13 protein-coding genes are annotated in these 16738 nt (G+C 62.2%); 3 read left to right on the top strand and 10 right to left on the bottom strand.

The genetic code is table 11. The features are described 5' to 3' along the window. Positions 1–362: 362 nt before the first annotated feature. From rplI to J2D73_RS21010, 10 genes are all read right to left on the bottom strand, one after another. On the bottom strand, positions 363–938 hold the full coding sequence (gene rplI, locus J2D73_RS06180) for a 50S ribosomal protein L9 (RefSeq protein WP_207880350.1): 576 nt from the start codon (positions 936–938) through the stop codon (positions 363–365). Between the two features lie 11 nt (positions 939–949). Beyond that, positions 950–1225 (bottom strand): 30S ribosomal protein S18, encoded by a 276-nt coding sequence (gene rpsR / locus J2D73_RS06175; protein WP_026399313.1) that lies wholly within the window; start codon positions 1223–1225, stop codon positions 950–952. A gap of 5 nt (positions 1226–1230) precedes the next feature. Next, positions 1231–1710 carry a 30S ribosomal protein S6 gene (gene rpsF, locus J2D73_RS06170; RefSeq protein WP_026399312.1) on the bottom strand — a complete coding sequence of 160 codons (480 nt, stop codon included), beginning with the start codon at positions 1708–1710 and terminating at the stop codon, positions 1231–1233. Between the two features lie 165 nt (positions 1711–1875). Then, positions 1876–3036: a hypothetical protein gene (locus J2D73_RS06165; protein ID WP_207880348.1), complete on the bottom strand. Its 1161-nt coding sequence runs from the start codon at positions 3034–3036 to the stop codon at positions 1876–1878. A 599-nt stretch (positions 3037–3635) separates the two neighbouring features. Continuing rightward, complete coding sequence (locus J2D73_RS06160; RefSeq protein ID WP_207880346.1) at positions 3636–5054, bottom strand: DUF2142 domain-containing protein; 1419 nt, start codon at positions 5052–5054, stop codon at positions 3636–3638. A 202-nt stretch (positions 5055–5256) separates the two neighbouring features. Beyond that, positions 5257–5814 carry a GNAT family N-acetyltransferase gene (locus J2D73_RS06155; protein ID WP_207880344.1) on the bottom strand — a complete coding sequence of 186 codons (558 nt, stop codon included), beginning with the start codon at positions 5812–5814 and terminating at the stop codon, positions 5257–5259. A gap of 5 nt (positions 5815–5819) precedes the next feature. Next, on the bottom strand, positions 5820–7790 hold the full coding sequence (gene rpoD, locus J2D73_RS06150; RefSeq protein WP_207880342.1) for an RNA polymerase sigma factor RpoD: 1971 nt from the start codon (positions 7788–7790) through the stop codon (positions 5820–5822). 189 nt (positions 7791–7979) lie between these two features. Then, positions 7980–9878, bottom strand: a complete 1899-nt coding sequence (gene dnaG, locus J2D73_RS06145) for a DNA primase (protein WP_207880340.1) — start codon at positions 9876–9878, stop codon at positions 7980–7982. 118 nt (positions 9879–9996) lie between these two features. Further along, positions 9997–10467: a GatB/YqeY domain-containing protein gene (locus tag J2D73_RS06140; RefSeq protein ID WP_207880338.1), complete on the bottom strand. Its 471-nt coding sequence runs from the start codon at positions 10465–10467 to the stop codon at positions 9997–9999. Between the two features lie 27 nt (positions 10468–10494). After that, positions 10495–10617, bottom strand: coding sequence for a hypothetical protein (locus J2D73_RS21010; protein WP_279380897.1), 123 nt, complete (start codon positions 10615–10617; stop codon positions 10495–10497). Between the two features lie 119 nt (positions 10618–10736). Between J2D73_RS21010 and carA the strand changes: the two genes are divergently transcribed. The 3 genes from carA to carB are packed head-to-tail and all read left to right on the top strand — an operon-like array spanning position 10737 to position 16651. Next, on the top strand, positions 10737–12164 hold the full coding sequence (gene carA, locus J2D73_RS06135; protein WP_207880336.1) for a glutamine-hydrolyzing carbamoyl-phosphate synthase small subunit: 1428 nt from the start codon (positions 10737–10739) through the stop codon (positions 12162–12164). Between the two features lie 21 nt (positions 12165–12185). Next, positions 12186–13391, top strand: coding sequence for an ATP-binding protein (locus J2D73_RS06130; RefSeq protein WP_207880334.1), 1206 nt, complete (start codon positions 12186–12188; stop codon positions 13389–13391). Between the two features lie 5 nt (positions 13392–13396). Further along, positions 13397–16651 carry a carbamoyl-phosphate synthase large subunit gene (carB, locus tag J2D73_RS06125; RefSeq protein WP_207880333.1) on the top strand — a complete coding sequence of 1085 codons (3255 nt, stop codon included), beginning with the start codon at positions 13397–13399 and terminating at the stop codon, positions 16649–16651. Positions 16652–16738: the final 87 nt, after the last annotated feature.

Below are 16738 nucleotides of genomic sequence, written 5' to 3'. Positions count from 1 at the left end.
CGTCAAGACAAACCGTCTCGACAGCCCGCGCTTCCGTTATACGGCACGTCCGCGCTCTTATTGGTCGTCACGCCGCCGCCGGAACCCGTGCGTGAATAATAACCGACGGCGGTTACGCCGAACCGCAATCGACGCAATTCGCAGCAACATCACTCCACGGCGCGAGGTCCTTGTCGAACTCCTCGCCTCCGCACAAAGGCCTGCATTCACTGCGTTAGCTGGCGAACAGGACAAGAACTAGCTGCGCTTTCAGCGGACAAAAAAACGCTTGGCGCTCCGCTTGTGCGGACTATGCGTCCGCCAAAAAAAGCCCGGACGATTGCTCATCCGGGCTTTTCCAGAAAACTCGATCGTCTGAAAAATCAGGCGGCGGTCTCTTCCTCGGTCGTCGCTTCAACAGCGGTTTCCTCAGAAACGTCCTGCTCGATTTCGTCGTCGTCTTCCGTACCGATGACCTCGCCACGCGCCTGACGCTCGGCTTCCTCAACGGAGCGGGCGACGTTGACGCGGACGTGGATCGCGACTTCCGGGTGCAGCGCGACGCGAACGTCATACAGACCCAGAGTCTTGATCGGGTGCGGCAAGTGCACCTGGTTACGGTTGATGGTCAGGCCTGCTTCGGTAGTGGCGAGCGCGATGTCGCGCGTCGACACGGAACCGTAGAGGTTGCCGCCATCGCCAGCCTGACGGATCAGAACGACCGTCAGACCTTCCATACGCTCGGAGAGACGCTCGGCCTCTTCGCGGCGCTTGATGTTCTGCGCTTCGAGCTGAGCGCGCTCACGCTCGAAACGCTCCTTGTTGGCGGCGTTCGCACGGATCGCCTTGCCCTGCGGAAGGAGGAAGTTACGAGCATAGCCCGGCTTCACCTTCACAAGTTCGCCCATCTGGCCGAGGTGCTCGACCCGCTGGAGCAGGATGACTTCAGTTGCAGCCATGTTCCGTCTCCTCAGCCCACAATGTAGGGCAGCAGGGCGAGGAAGCGGGCGCGCTTGATGGCCTGGGCCAGTTCACGCTGCTTCTTCGCGGACACCGCCGTGATGCGGCTCGGGACGATCTTGCCGCGCTCCGAGAGGAAGCGGCTGAGCAGACGAACGTCCTTGTAGTCGATCTTCGGCGCGTTGGCGCCGGAGAACGGGCATGCCTTGCGGCGACGGTGGAACGGACGACGCGCGCCTACGGCGGTGCGGCGGCCGGCGGGATTGACTTCGCTGGTTTCGGACATCCGAATTACTCCGCTGCGCTGTCGGTGGAAGATTCGGCGCGCTCGTCACGGGCGCGGTATTCTTCGCGGTCATCGAAGGAACGACGCGTACGGCCGCTCTCGAACCGGCCCGAAGGCTTCGGACCGCGGAAACCGCCGCCGCCACGCTCGCCGCGCTCTTCGCCCTTGCGGGACAGAACGGGGGACGGCGCTTCGTCGATTTCTTCGACGCGCAGGGTCAGCACGCGCAGGATGTCTTCGTTGAGGCTGAGCTGACGCTCGACTTCGCGCAGAACGTCCGGCTTCGCGTCAAGACCGAGAAGCATGTAATGCCCCTTGCGGTTCTTCTTGATGCGGTAAGCCAGCGAACGCAGGCCCCAGTATTCTTGCTTCTTGATCGAACCGCCGTCGGCTTCGAGGATCGCCTTGATCCCTTCCGCAACCGCTTCGACCTGCTGCTGGTTGATATCGTTACGTGCGATAAGCACGGTCTCATACAATGGCATGAACGTCCCTCCGGATTGCTTCAACCCGACATCAACGGACCGTTCCGCCAATGGCGCGCGAGACGCACTCGCGCAACGGGTATAGCCGGGGCGACGCCACGCGCCCGGCAGGGAAGATGGCGCATCAAGCACGGATGGGAAGCGAAAGCAAGACTTTCCGTGGAGTCAGGCTGAAACCAAGGCGCACGCGCCACTTCGCCGGGCATTCCTCCACGCCCGCAGCAGGAGAAAGAGCGTCCCGGCCGAGACGAGCAGACCGCCAGCGAAGAGAGCCAGAAACCTCCTAGAGTAAGCAAAGGTCACGACGGTCTCCCCTTTAGGCGCAAAGACGGAAAAACGCCCATCCGTCCGCGACTGCGCGACGTTCGGCGTCGTCATCCTGATCGCGTCGTAGGCGAGAATTGGCAGTCCCACCCACTCCTCCTGATCGCAGAAGAGGCGGAAGACCGGAAAACCGTGGGCGTTCAGGCGCACCCCCAGTAGTCGACAATGCGTCGAACGAATTTCGTCGCTGCGCATCGAGCGAGAATAAGCAGCCTCCGGAACGTAATCAGTCATCCAGCGCTTGTAGTCTTGGTATCCTGTAGCGGCGTAGGCGTTCAGATTGACTCTGTCATGCACGGGTTTGCCTTCGATCGAAACGGCGCAAAGAACCGAGAACAGCAAAATTCCCACAAGGTGCGACGATCTTAGCCGCATGTTCGAAAGAACCACGAAAGAGGCGATGAACGAGAGATACGCCAGATAGCGCCACGGAAATTGCGGCAACGACAGGGGCGAGAGAAATTTCGGGATATCCTGAAACGGAACCATGCCCCCGATCATGCAGACCAGCACCAGTCCACACAAAACCAGGGGGTCGATCTGCTTTCGACTCATCAGGCAGCGCGCGACATATATTATCAGAAGCAGGGCGAGCGGCGCGCCAAGCCCTCTTTGCACGCCATCTTTCGTATTATCCAAAAAAACAATATTTCCGATCGACACCGAACTGAGAGACATCAGATCGAAGAAAACGTATGATCTGATCGTCATATGCGTCACTGACGTAAGATAGGCATACAGGAACGGGAACAGGAAAAAACCGGACAGCCCTATGGCGACAGGCGCTGCGCGGAACGCCACCCCTTTCAAAAACCGCAGAGTGTCACCTGAAAATATCGAATAAACAACAATTACGAACGCCGCGCATGCGCAGATCGGCACGTTCGACAGGAACAACAGTCCCATGGAGCAGCCAAGTTTAACCGCGCTCCCACATTCCTTCAGGTCAATGAGGCCCGCGAAGAAGAGAGGAATGAAGCACATACCCGTTGCTTCAGGCACCTCGAACCTTCCGTAGAGGTCCGTCGCCAGATACGGACAAAACGAAAAAAGGCACGGCGCCACCCATCGCGCGTCCCCTCTCAGCCTGAACGAACGCGCCGCATAGAATGAAACAGCCAAAGTAACGAGCGTAATTATAACGGCGCTACATTTGACCGTAGCGTTAAGATCGCCTCCAAAAACAAAATATGGAATAATTAGAGGCAACAGACTCAGCGGCGGATAAAGCAGGTTCCACGTATTGCCGTAATAAAAATTGTCCGTGTAATCAAATACTTGCGGAAACTGTCCCGCACGAAACATTGAAATTGTCGAAAGAATGCGATCGATATGATATTCCGTATCGTCGCCGTGCCAGCCTCCCTTTCGCAGAACAGGGAGGAGAAACGCCGTCAGGCACAAAAACATCACCAGGAACTTGGTGCTTCGCCCCGAAATTACAGATTTAAAAAAAATTGCTCCTTTATCAAATTGCAGACTATTTATTTTTTTTTCTGTCTTATTCACAAATACCCTCGCGTTATATGAGGACAACCGCAACCCGGCGCCCCGTCAACCTGCAGACAATCAAAGCGCCATCGACTGACGAGAGCATCATCTCACCAAAAACGCACTGCGAGCAGACGCGCATATACACCCAACACCGTCGTCATCCAGACGACTGCGCCGATCAGCGACATATCGTGTGCAATAATATTGTACGCCGCCCTTCGCATAGGACGCCACCGCGGAAGAATTAACACCAAGAAACATGCGCCTGGAAGAAAATACCGCCCCTGAAGACCATCAATGATCGGCGCTCCGACCTTCGTCCAGATAATAAAAAGAGAGACAAAAATCCCGACACAAGACAGCGCGACCACAGAGGCGACTCCGATGCGCCGTAACGTTTCCCAAACGACGTCGCGCGACGTCGCTCCCCCCGGCGGCACGAAAAACCCAAGAAGAAACGTCACGACCAGGACTTGCTTGGCGACGCGATAAAACCACGATTGAAACGGCGTATCGAGCCATCCGAGCACACCGATAAATTCGGCAGTGTAAAATTGCCAGTTCTCGTAAAGCGTGTGCAAAATCAGGCGCAGCATGCCTACTGGATGCGACAGGACATAGTGCGCCTGCAGGAAATCGGAAAAGCCCGCTCCAGATTGGAGTTGAACTTTGACCGGCGCGACTCCCCAGATTAGCCATGCCACCGTCAGAACGGACGCAACGACAAGGCAAAGCATAGCGTTGCGCAATTCTTGTCGACCGACCAGGAGACACGGGATTAACGCCAACGCCACGTCCGGCGGCTTCGCCATGCCTATAACGCCAAAACCCAGTCCCACTGCAGCCCAGGCTGTCCATGGCCACGGGTGACGGCGCTCGTGCCGTGTCAACAACGCGGCAAGGACAGCGCTCAATCCGATCAGAGAACCATCCTGCGAGACCGAGGCTGCAAGATGGATCGTCATCGGTAAAAAGAGCACGATAAGAAGAAACAGTCTGCCGCGTTGGCACAAAGCTATCGCCGCCGTCGCAAGCGCAACGAACGCAGCACCGTTGAACAGACGGGACAAATAGAAAGTTTGTAGAACAGGCATCCTGAAGAGACGCCCAGTCACCACCCCGGCTGCTTGCGGCGCATACGCCAAGGGGCCGTAGGTGACAGTGTTGGGAAATCCCATAAAAACAGAGGTATTACCCCACGTTACCGAAGATGCGTCGTCGATACGGCTGAGCGAAGCGCGCCGTTCAGGATGTCCTATGAGATCATCAGTGACAAAAATAACCGACCGTAAATGGTCAGGCAAACGCCCGCCGGACTGCCCCCCCTCTTTTTCACCGAACACAGTTCCTTCCGATACCTGTACGGCGCGGAGAAAATGCGCCGCCTCGTCCGGCGTCTGAAAGGGAGGGATAAGAAAGACGCCGATCAGAACGGCCAAGGCTGAAAATGGAAAAAATATCAGCGCAAGAAATATAGGCCGGGAAAGTTGAGCCTGCATTCTTGTCGCGACAGCGTGAACCGCCATTCGCCAGCCACCTTCTTTCGTCGTCTCGGCCCAGTGCCGGACGGAACTCGACCGAAAGAAACACACCCGATCGCACGAACAGCGTCAACGGCGCTCGTTACGAGCGCAATCCAGTCCGAGGCCTGAGCGCAAGATTGGCGCTACAATGCACGGGAAATCAGGCCGCAATACGTGGACCTTGCCTTGCGCACCCAACCTGAAATCATCCCCGCAATCGCTCTGGCACCTGCAACCCAAGTCGATCAGGAATATCCCACGCCTCTCGAACCACGCACTGTATGCGAAATCCTGCTTTCTTATACGCAGGCAGAGCACGTGGATGATCTGCGGAGCAGGTGTTTACGCGCACCGCACGCGGCGCGGACTCCCACGCGGCGTCAAGCGCTGCGCGTAAAAAGGCGCTCCCCACTCCCTTCCCCACGGCTTCGGGATAGAGACCGAAATAACCGAGATTGACGAGGTCTTCCTGCGGCAATTCTAGCTCGAAGAAGCCACGCACGCGACCGTTTTCCAGCAGAACTGAAACGCTGCGCCCCGGCTCGGCCAGAACATCCGCAAGTTCCGTATCTGGCATGACCTGCCGCATCCACCAGCAATAATCCCGGCCGACGCGGTCATAGAGTTCACGGTAGAACGCGACCGACGGCCGTATGTCGCGATCAATCGACCACCCCGGAGGCAGCGGCCGCGCTGGCCCTTCCGGCGGCCGAGACATCTCCATGAAGGTGACGTCAACGACCGCCCGCGTGGTGGGCTCCATCGCGATCAGTTGTCGTCGAGGAACGACCGCAGCTTGCGGCTGCGGCTCGGGTGCTTGAGCTTGCGAAGCGCCTTCGCCTCGATCTGACGGATACGTTCGCGGGTGACGTTGAACTGTTGTCCGACTTCCTCAAGCGTATGATCGGTGTTCATGCCGATACCGAAACGCATGCGCAGAACACGTTCTTCGCGCGGCGTAAGCGACGCCAGAACACGAGTCGTCGCCTCACGCAGGTTGGTCTGGATCGCGGCGTCGAGCGGGATGACCGCCGTCTTGTCCTCGATGAAATCGCCGAGGTGGCTGTCTTCCTCGTCGCCAATCGGCGTTTCGAGAGAGATCGGCTCCTTGGCGATCTTCAGAACCTTGCGAACCTTCTCCAGAGGCATGCCCAACTTCTCGGCAAGCTCTTCCGGAGCTGGTTCGCGCCCGATCTCATGCAGCATCTGGCGAGACGTACGCACCAGCTTGTTGATCGTTTCGATCATGTGCACAGGAATACGAATCGTGCGGGCCTGATCGGCGATAGAGCGGGTGATCGCCTGCCTGATCCACCAGGTCGCATAGGTGGAGAACTTATAGCCGCGGCGATATTCGAATTTGTCCACCGCCTTCATCAGGCCGATGTTGCCTTCCTGAATCAGGTCGAGGAACTGCAGGCCACGGTTGGTGTATTTCTTCGCAATCGAGATCACGAGGCGCAGGTTGGCCTCGATCATCTCCTTCTTGGCGCGGGCGGAATCACGCTCGCCACGAGCGACGGTCGCATAAACGCGCCGAAACTCCGTAACGGGCAGACCCGTGTCCTGAGCCAGTTCCGCGACCTGCGCACGAAGACCGCCGAGCGTCTCGCTGTGTTTCAGGACAAGGTTTTTCCAGCTCTTCGCAGGCAACGTGGAGATCATGTCCATCCAGTTCGGATCGATCTCATGCGAGCGGTATTTCAACAGGAAGTCGTCGCGCGACACCTTGCAGCTCTCGGCCAGACGCAGCATGCGCCCTTCAAGAACGTTCAGGTTACGGAACAACTCCTTAAGCTGGAGAACCAGCTCCTCAATACGGTTGTTGTGCAGGTGGACCTGCTCAACCTTCGCCACCAGTTCAGAGCGCAGGTCCTGATAAGCCTGCTCGGACTTCTCGGAGCTTTCCTCACCCGTAACCAGAGCTTCCAGTCGCTTGTCCTGCAGCTTCTGCAACTTGAGGTAGAGCGGTTCGATCTCGTCGAACTGCTGGAGGATCTCCGGCTTCAGCTTCTCTTCGAGCGCGGAGAGCGACAGACCACTTCCCTCGCCTTCGGCGTTGTCGGCGTCTTCAGCCTCTTCAGCCTCCTCGACCTCTTCCTCTTCGCCCGGCCCATCTTCACCCGGCACGCCCTCCGGACCATTGGCCCCGGCCTGCATCGCTTCCAGATCGACGATATCGCGCAGAAGCATGTCGCCGACCTTGAGGCGCTCATGCCAGGAGATGATGGCGCGGAACGTTAGCGGGCTCTCGCACAGCCCGCCGATCATCTCGTCGCGACCGGCCTCGATACGCTTCGCGATGGCGATTTCGCCCTCACGCGAAAGCAGCTCCACGGAGCCCATCTCGCGCAGATACATACGCACCGGATCGTCCGTGCGCCCGAGGTTCTCCGCGTTTACGTTGCCGGTGGGGCTTTCCTCGCTCTCGGACTCCGCCTCAGCTTCGGACTCCGCCTCTTCCTTGGCCTCGTCCGATTGTTCGGCTTCCTCGTTGTCCTCGTTCTCGACGACCTGGATGCCCATTTCCGACAGCACGGCCATGACGTCCTCGATCTGCTCGGAAGACATCTGATCCTGCGGCAGAACGGCGTTCAATTCGTCAAAAGTGATGTAACCGCGCTCGCGGCCCTTCGCGATCAGTCTCTTGACGGCGCCGGACTGCGTGTCGAGAAGCGAATTGTCGCCATCCTGCTCCCCGGATGTCGTAGTGGCGGCGGACGCAGTCTTCGTGGCCATTCCTGAGTTCTCTCCTTCATCCGCCCCGGTCGCGCTCCGGAGCAGGATGGCTGAACAATCAATAATAAAGAGGCAGCGTGGAGGTGGTCGATCCACGGGCGGAAGTCAAGGCCTCCGGCGCGCGGATCACCGCTGTCAGACAATTACGCACCACAGGCCGAAACGTTCAGTTCACTTGGCACCAGCGCTTCAGAACGATCCGTCTTCCAGCACGCGAAGGGAGGCCTGAGCCTCCAGCCTCGACTTGAGCCTGTCCCAAACGATCGGGTCGAGGCCGCCGTCGATCCAGCTTTGCGTATCCTGTGCGATCTCCGCCTCGAAGCGCTGACGATTGACGCTGGCGTAAAAGTGCCACCAGCGCACCTCCGGCGCCACATCGGTCAACCCGTCCCCAAAGGTGGCGCCGGGACGCGGCAGACAGGAATTACGAATCAACGCTTCCGCCCGCTCACGCAGACCACGCGACGCCAGAGCGCTCAAAACCCGTTCCTCCAGCGCGCCATCGCCCCCCCCTCCCTGCCCGGAGAGATCGCCGGACGACGCATAGTCGAGCAGCGCCTCACGCAACTCAGCCTGATCCGGCGGCAAATCCAGCCTGCACCACGCGTCCTCCACGCCGGAGATCAATTCGGGATGACGCATCGCTATGACCGCAAGCATCCCCAACCGCGCGTCAACGCCACTCGGGCCGCTCGCCCCAGCTGGCGGCGGAGGAATATCGACGACGCGGGCGTCACGGCCATTCCATGAGCCGCTGCGACCTCCCGTGCGCCGATTGCCAGGAAGTCCCGCGCCTCCGCGCCGTCCCCGATACGTCGCGAAAAACCGATCCAGCAACGTGGCCCGGTATTCCGACGCCAGCCCCTTGTCCGGAATCTTCGCCGCGGTCTCGATCAGACGCGCGCGCAACGCAGCACGCTGCTCCGGCGTGGCGTTGGCGGGCGTGCCTTCGGCCAGAAGCTCGAACAGCATCTCCGACAGCGGACTGGCCCCGGCGAACATCGCCACGACAGCCTCCCTGCCGCGATTGCGGATCAGGCTGTCCGGATCCTCCCCGTCCGGAAGGACGCAGAAGCGCAGTCCGCGCTCGGCGCTCAGCAGGGGCATCGCCGTTTCGGCCGCGCGGATGGCCGCCCGTCGCCCTGCGGCGTCGCCGTCGAAGCATAGAATAGGCGCAGGAGCGACCTGCCAGAGCACTTCAAGCTGCTCCGACGTCAGCGCCGTGCCCAGCGGGGCCACCGCGCCGGTAAAACCCGCCTGATGCAAGGCGATCACGTCCATGTAGCCCTCGACGACTACCGCTTCGACCGCCGCAGCGCCTTTCGGACGCGGCGCGCGGATCGCTGCGCGGGCGCGATCGAGACCGAAGAGCAGGCGGCGCTTGGAGAATAGCGCCGTCTCCGGGCCGTTGAGGTATTTCGGCTGACCGTCGCCGAGTATCCGCCCCCCGAAAGAGACAAGGTCTCCCCGCCGGTCGCGGATCGGAAACGTGACGCGTCCCCAGAACAGTTCACCCTTCGGGCGTCCGTCCTCGTCCAGACGCATCAATCCGGCCTCGGCCATCGCGTCCGGGGCGATCCCTAGCGGCCGCAGGGCGTCGACCAATGCCCCGCGCCGATCCGTCGCCCAGCCCAGTCCGAAAGCGGCGATGGTCTCGGCAGTCAGGCCACGGCCACGCAGATAGTCGAGCCCGGCCCGCCCGGTCGGTTCGTAAAGATCGCGGCACCAGATCCGCTGCGTCGCTTCAAGCACATCGCCCAATGAACGTGCGCGCGCAGCTTCCTCACGGGCGCGAGGGCTGGCCTTCGGCACTTCCAGCGCCGCCTCGCCCGCCAGACTCTCGACCGCTTCCGGGAAAGATTTTCCCTCCATCTGCATGACGAACGAAATGGCGTCGCCATGCGCGCCGCACCCGAAGCAGTGGAAATGATCGTCATAAACGTAGAAGGACGGCGTCTTTTCGCCGTGGAAAGGGCAGCACCCCTTCCAGTTGCGACCAGACCGCGCGAGCTTCACCCGCCGCCCGATCAGGGCTGCTATGGGCGTGCGAGCACGCAGTTCGTCAAGAAAGGCGGGATCGAGACTCACGGCGCCACGCCACATACCCGAGGCGATCCGTCATCGACGATCACGCGCAAAGCGCGGCAGCCCCCGAAGAGGTCTACAGAACGCTCGCCCGTGATCGCTGGCTCCGACATGCGCCCCTTCAGCCGCCGAGCGTCGACTTGACCACGGCATTGGCCCGACCCAGGTCGAGATTGGCGCCGAATTTCGCCTTCAGCGCACCCATGACCTTGCCCATATCCTTCATGGTCGAAGCCCCGGTCGCATTAACTGCGTCTGCGATTGCGGCCGCCAGCGCTGCGTCGTCCATTTCCGGCGGGAGATAACCGCGAATCACCGCGATCTCCCCCTCTTCCTTGGCGGCCAGCTCCGGACGTCCGCCGTCGCGATACATCGCCGCCGATTCATCACGCGACTTCACCATGCCACGCAGCAGGGCGACGATCTTGTCGTCGCTGATGTCGCCATTACCTTCGGGACGCGCCGCGATGTCGGCGTCTTTCAGGCGGGCGCCGATCAGACGGAGGGTCGCGAGACGCTCCTTCTCCCCGGCCTTCATCGCTTCCTTGATATCGGCGGTCAGCCGGGCGCGAAACGGTAGGGTTTCAGTCATCGGGTCAACTCCAGATCGGCAAATTACTCACAATCCGCACGTCATGCCCGACAGGACGCCTCCGGGCCACAGAAGAATGTCCTGCGGAGCCGTTCCACCGACATGGTTCGCGCCGACAATTCGGCCGACACCGGCCGCTGGCTCACGCATGAGGCGTCAGCCGGAAAGAATTTTTTTCCCACAAAGCAAAGTCACGCACCTGCGGGAATTTTCTTCCCAACACCATTCCGGCCTGATAGGAGACCAGAGCGGCAGGGAGACACGCGAACATGCGGCTTTCAGTAGATAGCATCATCGAACGCCTGGGCGGACCGGAAAAAACGGCCGAATTGACGGGCGTAGGCACGGAAGCCGTGCGCAAATGGCGGCAGGCGCGCGCCATTCCGCCGAAGCACTGGCCAACCGTAGCGCGGGCCGCAGGCGTCGCGCTCGAAGACCTGCAACCCGACGTCGCCGACACGCCTTCCTCCGTCACTCACGCCCAGGGACGCACCTCCGACATGCAGCCTTCCGCCAGCACCGCCGCCGTCACCGCGCCTGAAGGCGCAACCGCCGCCCTCATCCTCGCCGACGGGTCGGTGTTCTGGGGCGTCGCCTTCGGCGCGCCGACGCCCGCCGCCGCCGTGGGCGAACTGTGCTTCTCGACCGGCATGACCGGCTATCAGGAAACCCTGACGGATCCGTCCTTCGCCGGGCAGATCATCACCTTCACCTTCCCTCATATCGGCAATGTGGGTGCCAACGCGCTGGATGACGAGGCCGCGAAGGTTTCGGCGCGCGGACTGGTGGTGAAGCAGGACCTCACCGAACCTGCGAGCTGGCGCGCGACCGAGGATCTCGACGCGTGGCTCAAGGCGCGCGGTGTTCCTGGCATCTGCAACATCGACACCCGCGCGATCACACTGCGCATCCGCGATGGCGGCCCGCAGACCGCCGTGCTGATGCACGCCATCGACGGCAGACTCGACATCGACGCGCTCCAGCGCGAAGCCGCCGCATGGCCGGGGCTGGAAGGGATGGACCTCGCGAAGGCCGTCACCTGCGACAAGCCCTACGCCTGGGATCAGGGCGTGTGGGAATGGCCCGCCGCAACGAAGCCCCTGCCGGAGCGCCTGCGCCGCGTCGTCGCCGTCGATTACGGCGCCAAACGCAACATCCTGCGTTGCCTCGCGACCGTCGGGTGCGACGTGACCGTCGTGCCCGCGACGACCTCCGCCGAAGAAATTCTGGCGCTCAAGCCCGAAGGCGTCTTCCTGTCCAATGGCCCCGGAGACCCGGCGGCTACGGCGGAATACGCAGTCCCTGCGATACGCGGCGTACTGGATGCGGGCGTGCCGGTGTTCGGCATCTGCCTTGGTCACCAGCTTCTGGCGCTGTCACTCGGCGCGAAGACCTACAAACTGGCGCAGGGGCATCGCGGCGCAAACCAGCCGGTGAAGGATTTGTCCACCGGGCGCGTGGAGATCACCAGCCAGAATCATGGCTTCGCGGTGGATGAAAAATCCCTGCCGAACGACGTGCGCGTGACGCATGTCAGCCTGTTCGACCGCTCCAACGAAGGCATCGCCTCCGAGACGCTGCCGGCGTTCTCGGTGCAATACCACCCGGAAGCCTCGCCCGGCCCGTCGGACAGCTTCTACCTGTTCGAGCGTTTCGTCGCGATGATCGACGCGCACGCCGCGAAGAACGCGGCGTAAGCAGGCCCCGCCACAACGGCTATGGACCCAGTCCGCAACCCTTACGTGCCGGGCGCCGGCGCGTCTCCGCCTGAACTTGCTGGACGGCACGAGCTATTCACGCAGGCCGGGATCGCGTTGCAGCGCGCCCTTGCCGGGAAGAGCGCTCGCGGCTTCATCGCCACCGGGTTGCGCGGCGTGGGCAAAACCGTCGTTCTTGGCCGTGCGCAGCAACTCGCCGAAAGCGCCGGGTATCTGACCTGCTTCATCGAAGCGAGCGAGGACAAGCCGCTGGGCCAGCTTCTGGCCCCGCATGTCCGCCGCATGATGCTGGAACTAGACCGGCTCGGCGCAGTCACCGAACAGGTGAAACGGGGCCTTCGCGTTCTCAAAAGCTTCGCGGCGGGCCTGCGGATTCACCATCCGATGGGCTTCTCCATCGAGCTGGACGTTGAGCCCGAACGCGGCACCGCCGACAGCGGCGATCTGGAGACCGATCTTCCGGACATGATCTCCGCGCTGGGTCTCGCCGCGCGGTCGCGCCAGACAGGAGTCGCCCTGTTCGTGGACGAGATACAGGGCCTCAGCGAGCTCGACATGGGCGCGCTGATCATGGCTATGCACCGCGTGATGCGCGAGGGACTGCCTGTCGTATTGCTCGGCGCGGGACTGCCGCACGTCGTGGCGATGACCGGCCGCTCCCGCTCCTATGCCGAGCGGTTGTTCGAATTTCCCGTTCTCGGCCCCCTGTCCCCGGACGAGACCGCCGAGGCCCTGCGTCCACCCGCCGAGCGAGAGGGTGTGGATTTCACGCAGGCCGCCGTAGACGAGGTGATCCGCATCACCCAAGGCTACCCCTATTTCATCCAGGAATGGGCCTACCACGCCTGGAACGTGGCGCATGGCGACATGATCCTGCCCGGCGACATCGCCGTGGCGACGGAGGTGTCGCTGACCTCGCTTGACGCAGGATTTTTCCGCATGCGTTACGAGCGCCTGACCCCGCGCGAGCGGGAGTATTGTCAGGCGATGGCCGAACTCGGCCCCGGAGCCCACCGCTCGGGCGAAATCGCCGAACGGATGAACGCCCGGACCGCCGCCCTCGCCCCTCTGCGCACCGCGCTGATCGGCAAGGGCATGATCTACAGCCCCGCTCATGGCGAGGTCGCCTTCACTGTTCCCCTCTTTGAGAACTACCTCCTTCGCATCCGCGCCATGGGTTCCGACCCGGCCTATTCAGAGGACTGACGCCCATGCCCAAACGGACCGACCTCCGCTCCATCCTCATCATCGGCGCAGGCCCTATCGTCATCGGCCAGGCGTGCGAGTTTGACTACTCCGGCGCGCAGGCCTGCAAGGCGCTGAAGGAAGAGGGCTATCGCGTCATCCTGCTGAACTCCAACCCGGCCACGATCATGACCGATCCCGGCCTTGCGGACGCGACCTATGTCGAGCCCATCACGCCGGAGTTCCTCGAGCGGATCATCCTGAAGGAAAAGCCGGACGCGATTCTGCCGACCATGGGCGGACAGACCGCGCTGAACGCCGCCATGGCGCTCGACGCCTCCGGGTTTCTGGTCAAGCACGGCGTGGAACTGATCGGCGCGAAGGCGGACGTGATCGACCGCGCCGAAGACCGTCAGAAGTTCCGCGAGGCGATGGACGCCATCGGCATCGAAAGCCCGAAGAGCCTGATCGCCCATACGCTTGAAGAAGCGCGCGAAGCCCTGAAGGAAATAGGCCTTCCCACCGTCATCCGCCCCTCCTTCACCATGGGCGGGTCGGGCGGCGGCATCGCCTACAACAAGGAAGAGTTCGACCAGATCGTAACCTCCGGCCTTGACGCCTCGCCCACGACCGAAATTCTGGTCGAGGAGTCCGTACTCGGCTGGAAAGAGTTCGAGATGGAGGTCGTGCGCGACAAGGCCGATAACTGCATCATCGTCTGCTCGATCGAGAACATCGACCCGATGGGCGTCCACACCGGCGATTCCATCACGGTGGCGCCTGCGCTGACGCTGACCGACAAGGAATACCAGCGGATGCGCGACGCCTCGATCGCGTGCCTGCGCGCCATCGGCGTCGAGACTGGCGGATCGAACGTGCAGTTCGGCATCAACCCGGTCGACGGGCGCATGGTGGTGATCGAGATGAACCCCCGTGTCTCGCGCTCTTCCGCTCTGGCGTCCAAGGCGACCGGCTTCCCGATCGCCAAGATCGCGGCGAAACTCGCGGTCGGCTACACGCTCGACGAACTCACCAACGACATCACCGGCACGACTCCCGCCTCGTTCGAGCCGACCATCGACTACGTCGTCGTGAAGATCCCCCGCTTCACCTTCGAAAAATTCCCCGGCACCCCTGCACTGCTCTCGACGTCCATGAAGTCGGTCGGCGAGGCGATGGCCATCGGCCGCTCGTTCCCCGAAGCCCTGCAGAAGGGACTGCGCTCGATGGAGACCGGCCTGACCGGGCTCGACCCCGTCGAGGCGCCCGGCGACGGCGGCGTGGACGCCTTCCGCGCCGAACTGTCCCAGCCGCGCCCGGAGCGCATCCTGATGGCGGCGCAGGCGCTGCGCGCAGGTCTTTCCGTCGAGGAAATCGCCGAATCCTGCCGCTTCGAGCCATGGTTCCTGCGCGAACTGGAAAAGATCGTGCAGGCAGAAAAGCGCGTGCTCGATCATGGCCTGCCGAAAGACGCGCGCGGTCTGCGCACGCTCAAGGCGATGGGCTTCTCCGACGTGCAACTGGCGCGTCTGTCCGGCGCGAAGGCGTCCGAAATCACGACGCTGCGTCAGGCCGCAGGCGTCCTGCCGGTCTACAAGCGCATCGACACATGCGCGGGCGAGTTCGCTTCCGCGACGCCCTATATGTATTCGACCTACGAAGGCGGCTTCGGCGCGCCGGTCTGTGAATCGCATCCGACGGACCGCAAGAAGGTCATCATCCTCGGCGGCGGCCCAAACCGGATTGGTCAGGGCATCGAGTTCGACTACTGCTGCGTCCATGCCGCCTACGCCCTGCGCGAGGCCGGGCTTGAGACCGTCATGGTCAACTGCAACCCCGAGACGGTTTCGACCGATTACGACACCTCTGATCGTCTGTATTTCGAGCCGCTGACCGCCGAAGACGTAATCGCCCTGATCCGCAAGGAGCAGGAGCGCGGCGAGGTTCTGGGCTGCATCGTGCAGTATGGCGGCCAGACGCCGCTGAAGCTGTCGCACGCTCTGGAACAGGCGGGCATTCCGCTGCTCGGCACCCCCGCCGACGCCATCGACCGCGCCGAGGACCGCGAACGGTTCCAGGCCATGCTGCGCAAGCTCGGCCTGCGCCAGCCGGAAAACGGCATCGCCCGCAACCCCGCCGAAGCGGAAGACGTGGCCGAGCGCGTCGGCTACCCGGTGGTGGTGCGCCCGTCCTACGTGCTTGGCGGCCGCGCGATGGAGATCGTCTACGACCGCGCCGGTCTGCAACGCTACATGAAGACGGTGCTGCTGCTGGCCGGACCGGAAGTGTCGTCCGGCCCGGTGCTGATCGATCACTATCTGAACGACGCGATCGAGGCGGACGTGGACTGCATCGCCGATGGTTCGGACGTCTATGTCGCAGGCGTCATGGAGCATATCGAGGAAGCGGGCATCCATTCTGGCGACAGCGCCTGCGCCCTGCCGCCGTACACACTCTCTCCCGCCATCGTCACCGAACTGAAGGCGCAGACTGAGGCAATGGCCCGCGAACTTGGCATCGTTGGTCTGATGAACGTCCAGTACGCCATAAAGGATCAGGAGATCTTCGTTCTGGAGGTGAATCCCCGCGCCTCCCGCACCGCGCCGTTCGTCGCGAAGGCGACCGGCGTGCCGGTGGCGAAGATCGGCGCGCGGGTCATGGCTGGTTCGAAACTGAGCGAGTTCAAGCTGGACGATCTGGCCGTCGTGCCACACGTCGCCGTCAAGGAGGCCGTGTTCCCGTTCCACCGCTTTCAGGGAGTGGACACAATCCTCGGCCCGGAGATGCGCTCGACCGGTGAGGTCATTGGCCTCGACACGTCCTTCGAACGCGCTTTCGCGAAATCCCAGCTCGGCGCCGGCGTGAAGCTGCCCCTGTCCGGGACGGTGTTCCTGTCGGTGCGCGACGGCGACAAGGCGCAACTTGCGCCTCTGGGTCGCCGTCTGATCCAGATGGGTTTCTCGATCCTCGCCACCCGCGGCACAGCTGCGAGGCTGCGCGAGGCCGGAATCGAGGTGGCGATCGTGAGCAAGGTGCTGGAAGGCCGCCCGCACTGCGTGGACGCCATCCGCTCCGGCGAGGTCCAGATGGTGATCAACACCGCACAGGGCGCGCAGGCAGTTAAGGACAGCTACGACATACGCCGTTCGGCCCTGACCATGGGCATTCCGCACTACACCACGATGGCGGGCGCACGGGCCGCGACCTATGCAATCAGCGCAATGCTGGAAGGGCCGCTTGAAGTCGCGCCGCTTCAGTCCTATTTTCGTGGATCGTTCTGATTTTACAGCGGGCTGCGTCGCGCGCGATTGCAGCCCGGATTTTCCAGACGAGTTCCGACCACCGGAGGGCTTCCAGTGAGCCTTCCG

The organism is Acetobacter sacchari, from assembly GCF_017377715.1.
In the GTDB taxonomy this organism is placed as follows: domain Bacteria; phylum Pseudomonadota; class Alphaproteobacteria; order Acetobacterales; family Acetobacteraceae; genus Acetobacter; species Acetobacter sacchari.
This window is presented reverse-complemented; position numbering and strand designations above follow the sequence as displayed.

Bases quoted from the DNA above. Each gene is read 5' to 3' on its own strand.
- rplI (WP_207880350.1), bottom strand. From the start codon at position 938: ATGGCTGCAACTGAAGTCATCCTGCTCCAGCGGGTCGAGCACCTCGGC.
- rpsR (WP_026399313.1), bottom strand. From the start codon at position 1,225: ATGTCCGAAACCAGCGAAGTCAATCCCGCCGGCCGCCGCACCGCCGTA.
- rpsF (WP_026399312.1), bottom strand. From the start codon at position 1,710: ATGCCATTGTATGAGACCGTGCTTATCGCACGTAACGATATCAACCAG.
- J2D73_RS06160 (WP_207880346.1), bottom strand. From the start codon at position 5,054: ATGGCGGTTCACGCTGTCGCGACAAGAATGCAGGCTCAACTTTCCCGG.
- J2D73_RS06155 (WP_207880344.1), bottom strand. From the start codon at position 5,814: ATGGAGCCCACCACGCGGGCGGTCGTTGACGTCACCTTCATGGAGATG.
- rpoD (WP_207880342.1), bottom strand. From the start codon at position 7,790: ATGGCCACGAAGACTGCGTCCGCCGCCACTACGACATCCGGGGAGCAG.
- J2D73_RS06140 (WP_207880338.1), bottom strand. From the start codon at position 10,467: ATGACTGAAACCCTACCGTTTCGCGCCCGGCTGACCGCCGATATCAAG.
- J2D73_RS21010 (WP_279380897.1), bottom strand. From the start codon at position 10,617: ATGCGTGAGCCAGCGGCCGGTGTCGGCCGAATTGTCGGCGCGAACCAT.
- carA (WP_207880336.1), top strand. From the start codon at position 10,737: ATGCGGCTTTCAGTAGATAGCATCATCGAACGCCTGGGCGGACCGGAA.
- J2D73_RS06130 (WP_207880334.1), top strand. From the start codon at position 12,186: ATGGACCCAGTCCGCAACCCTTACGTGCCGGGCGCCGGCGCGTCTCCG.
- carB (WP_207880333.1), top strand. From the start codon at position 13,397: ATGCCCAAACGGACCGACCTCCGCTCCATCCTCATCATCGGCGCAGGC.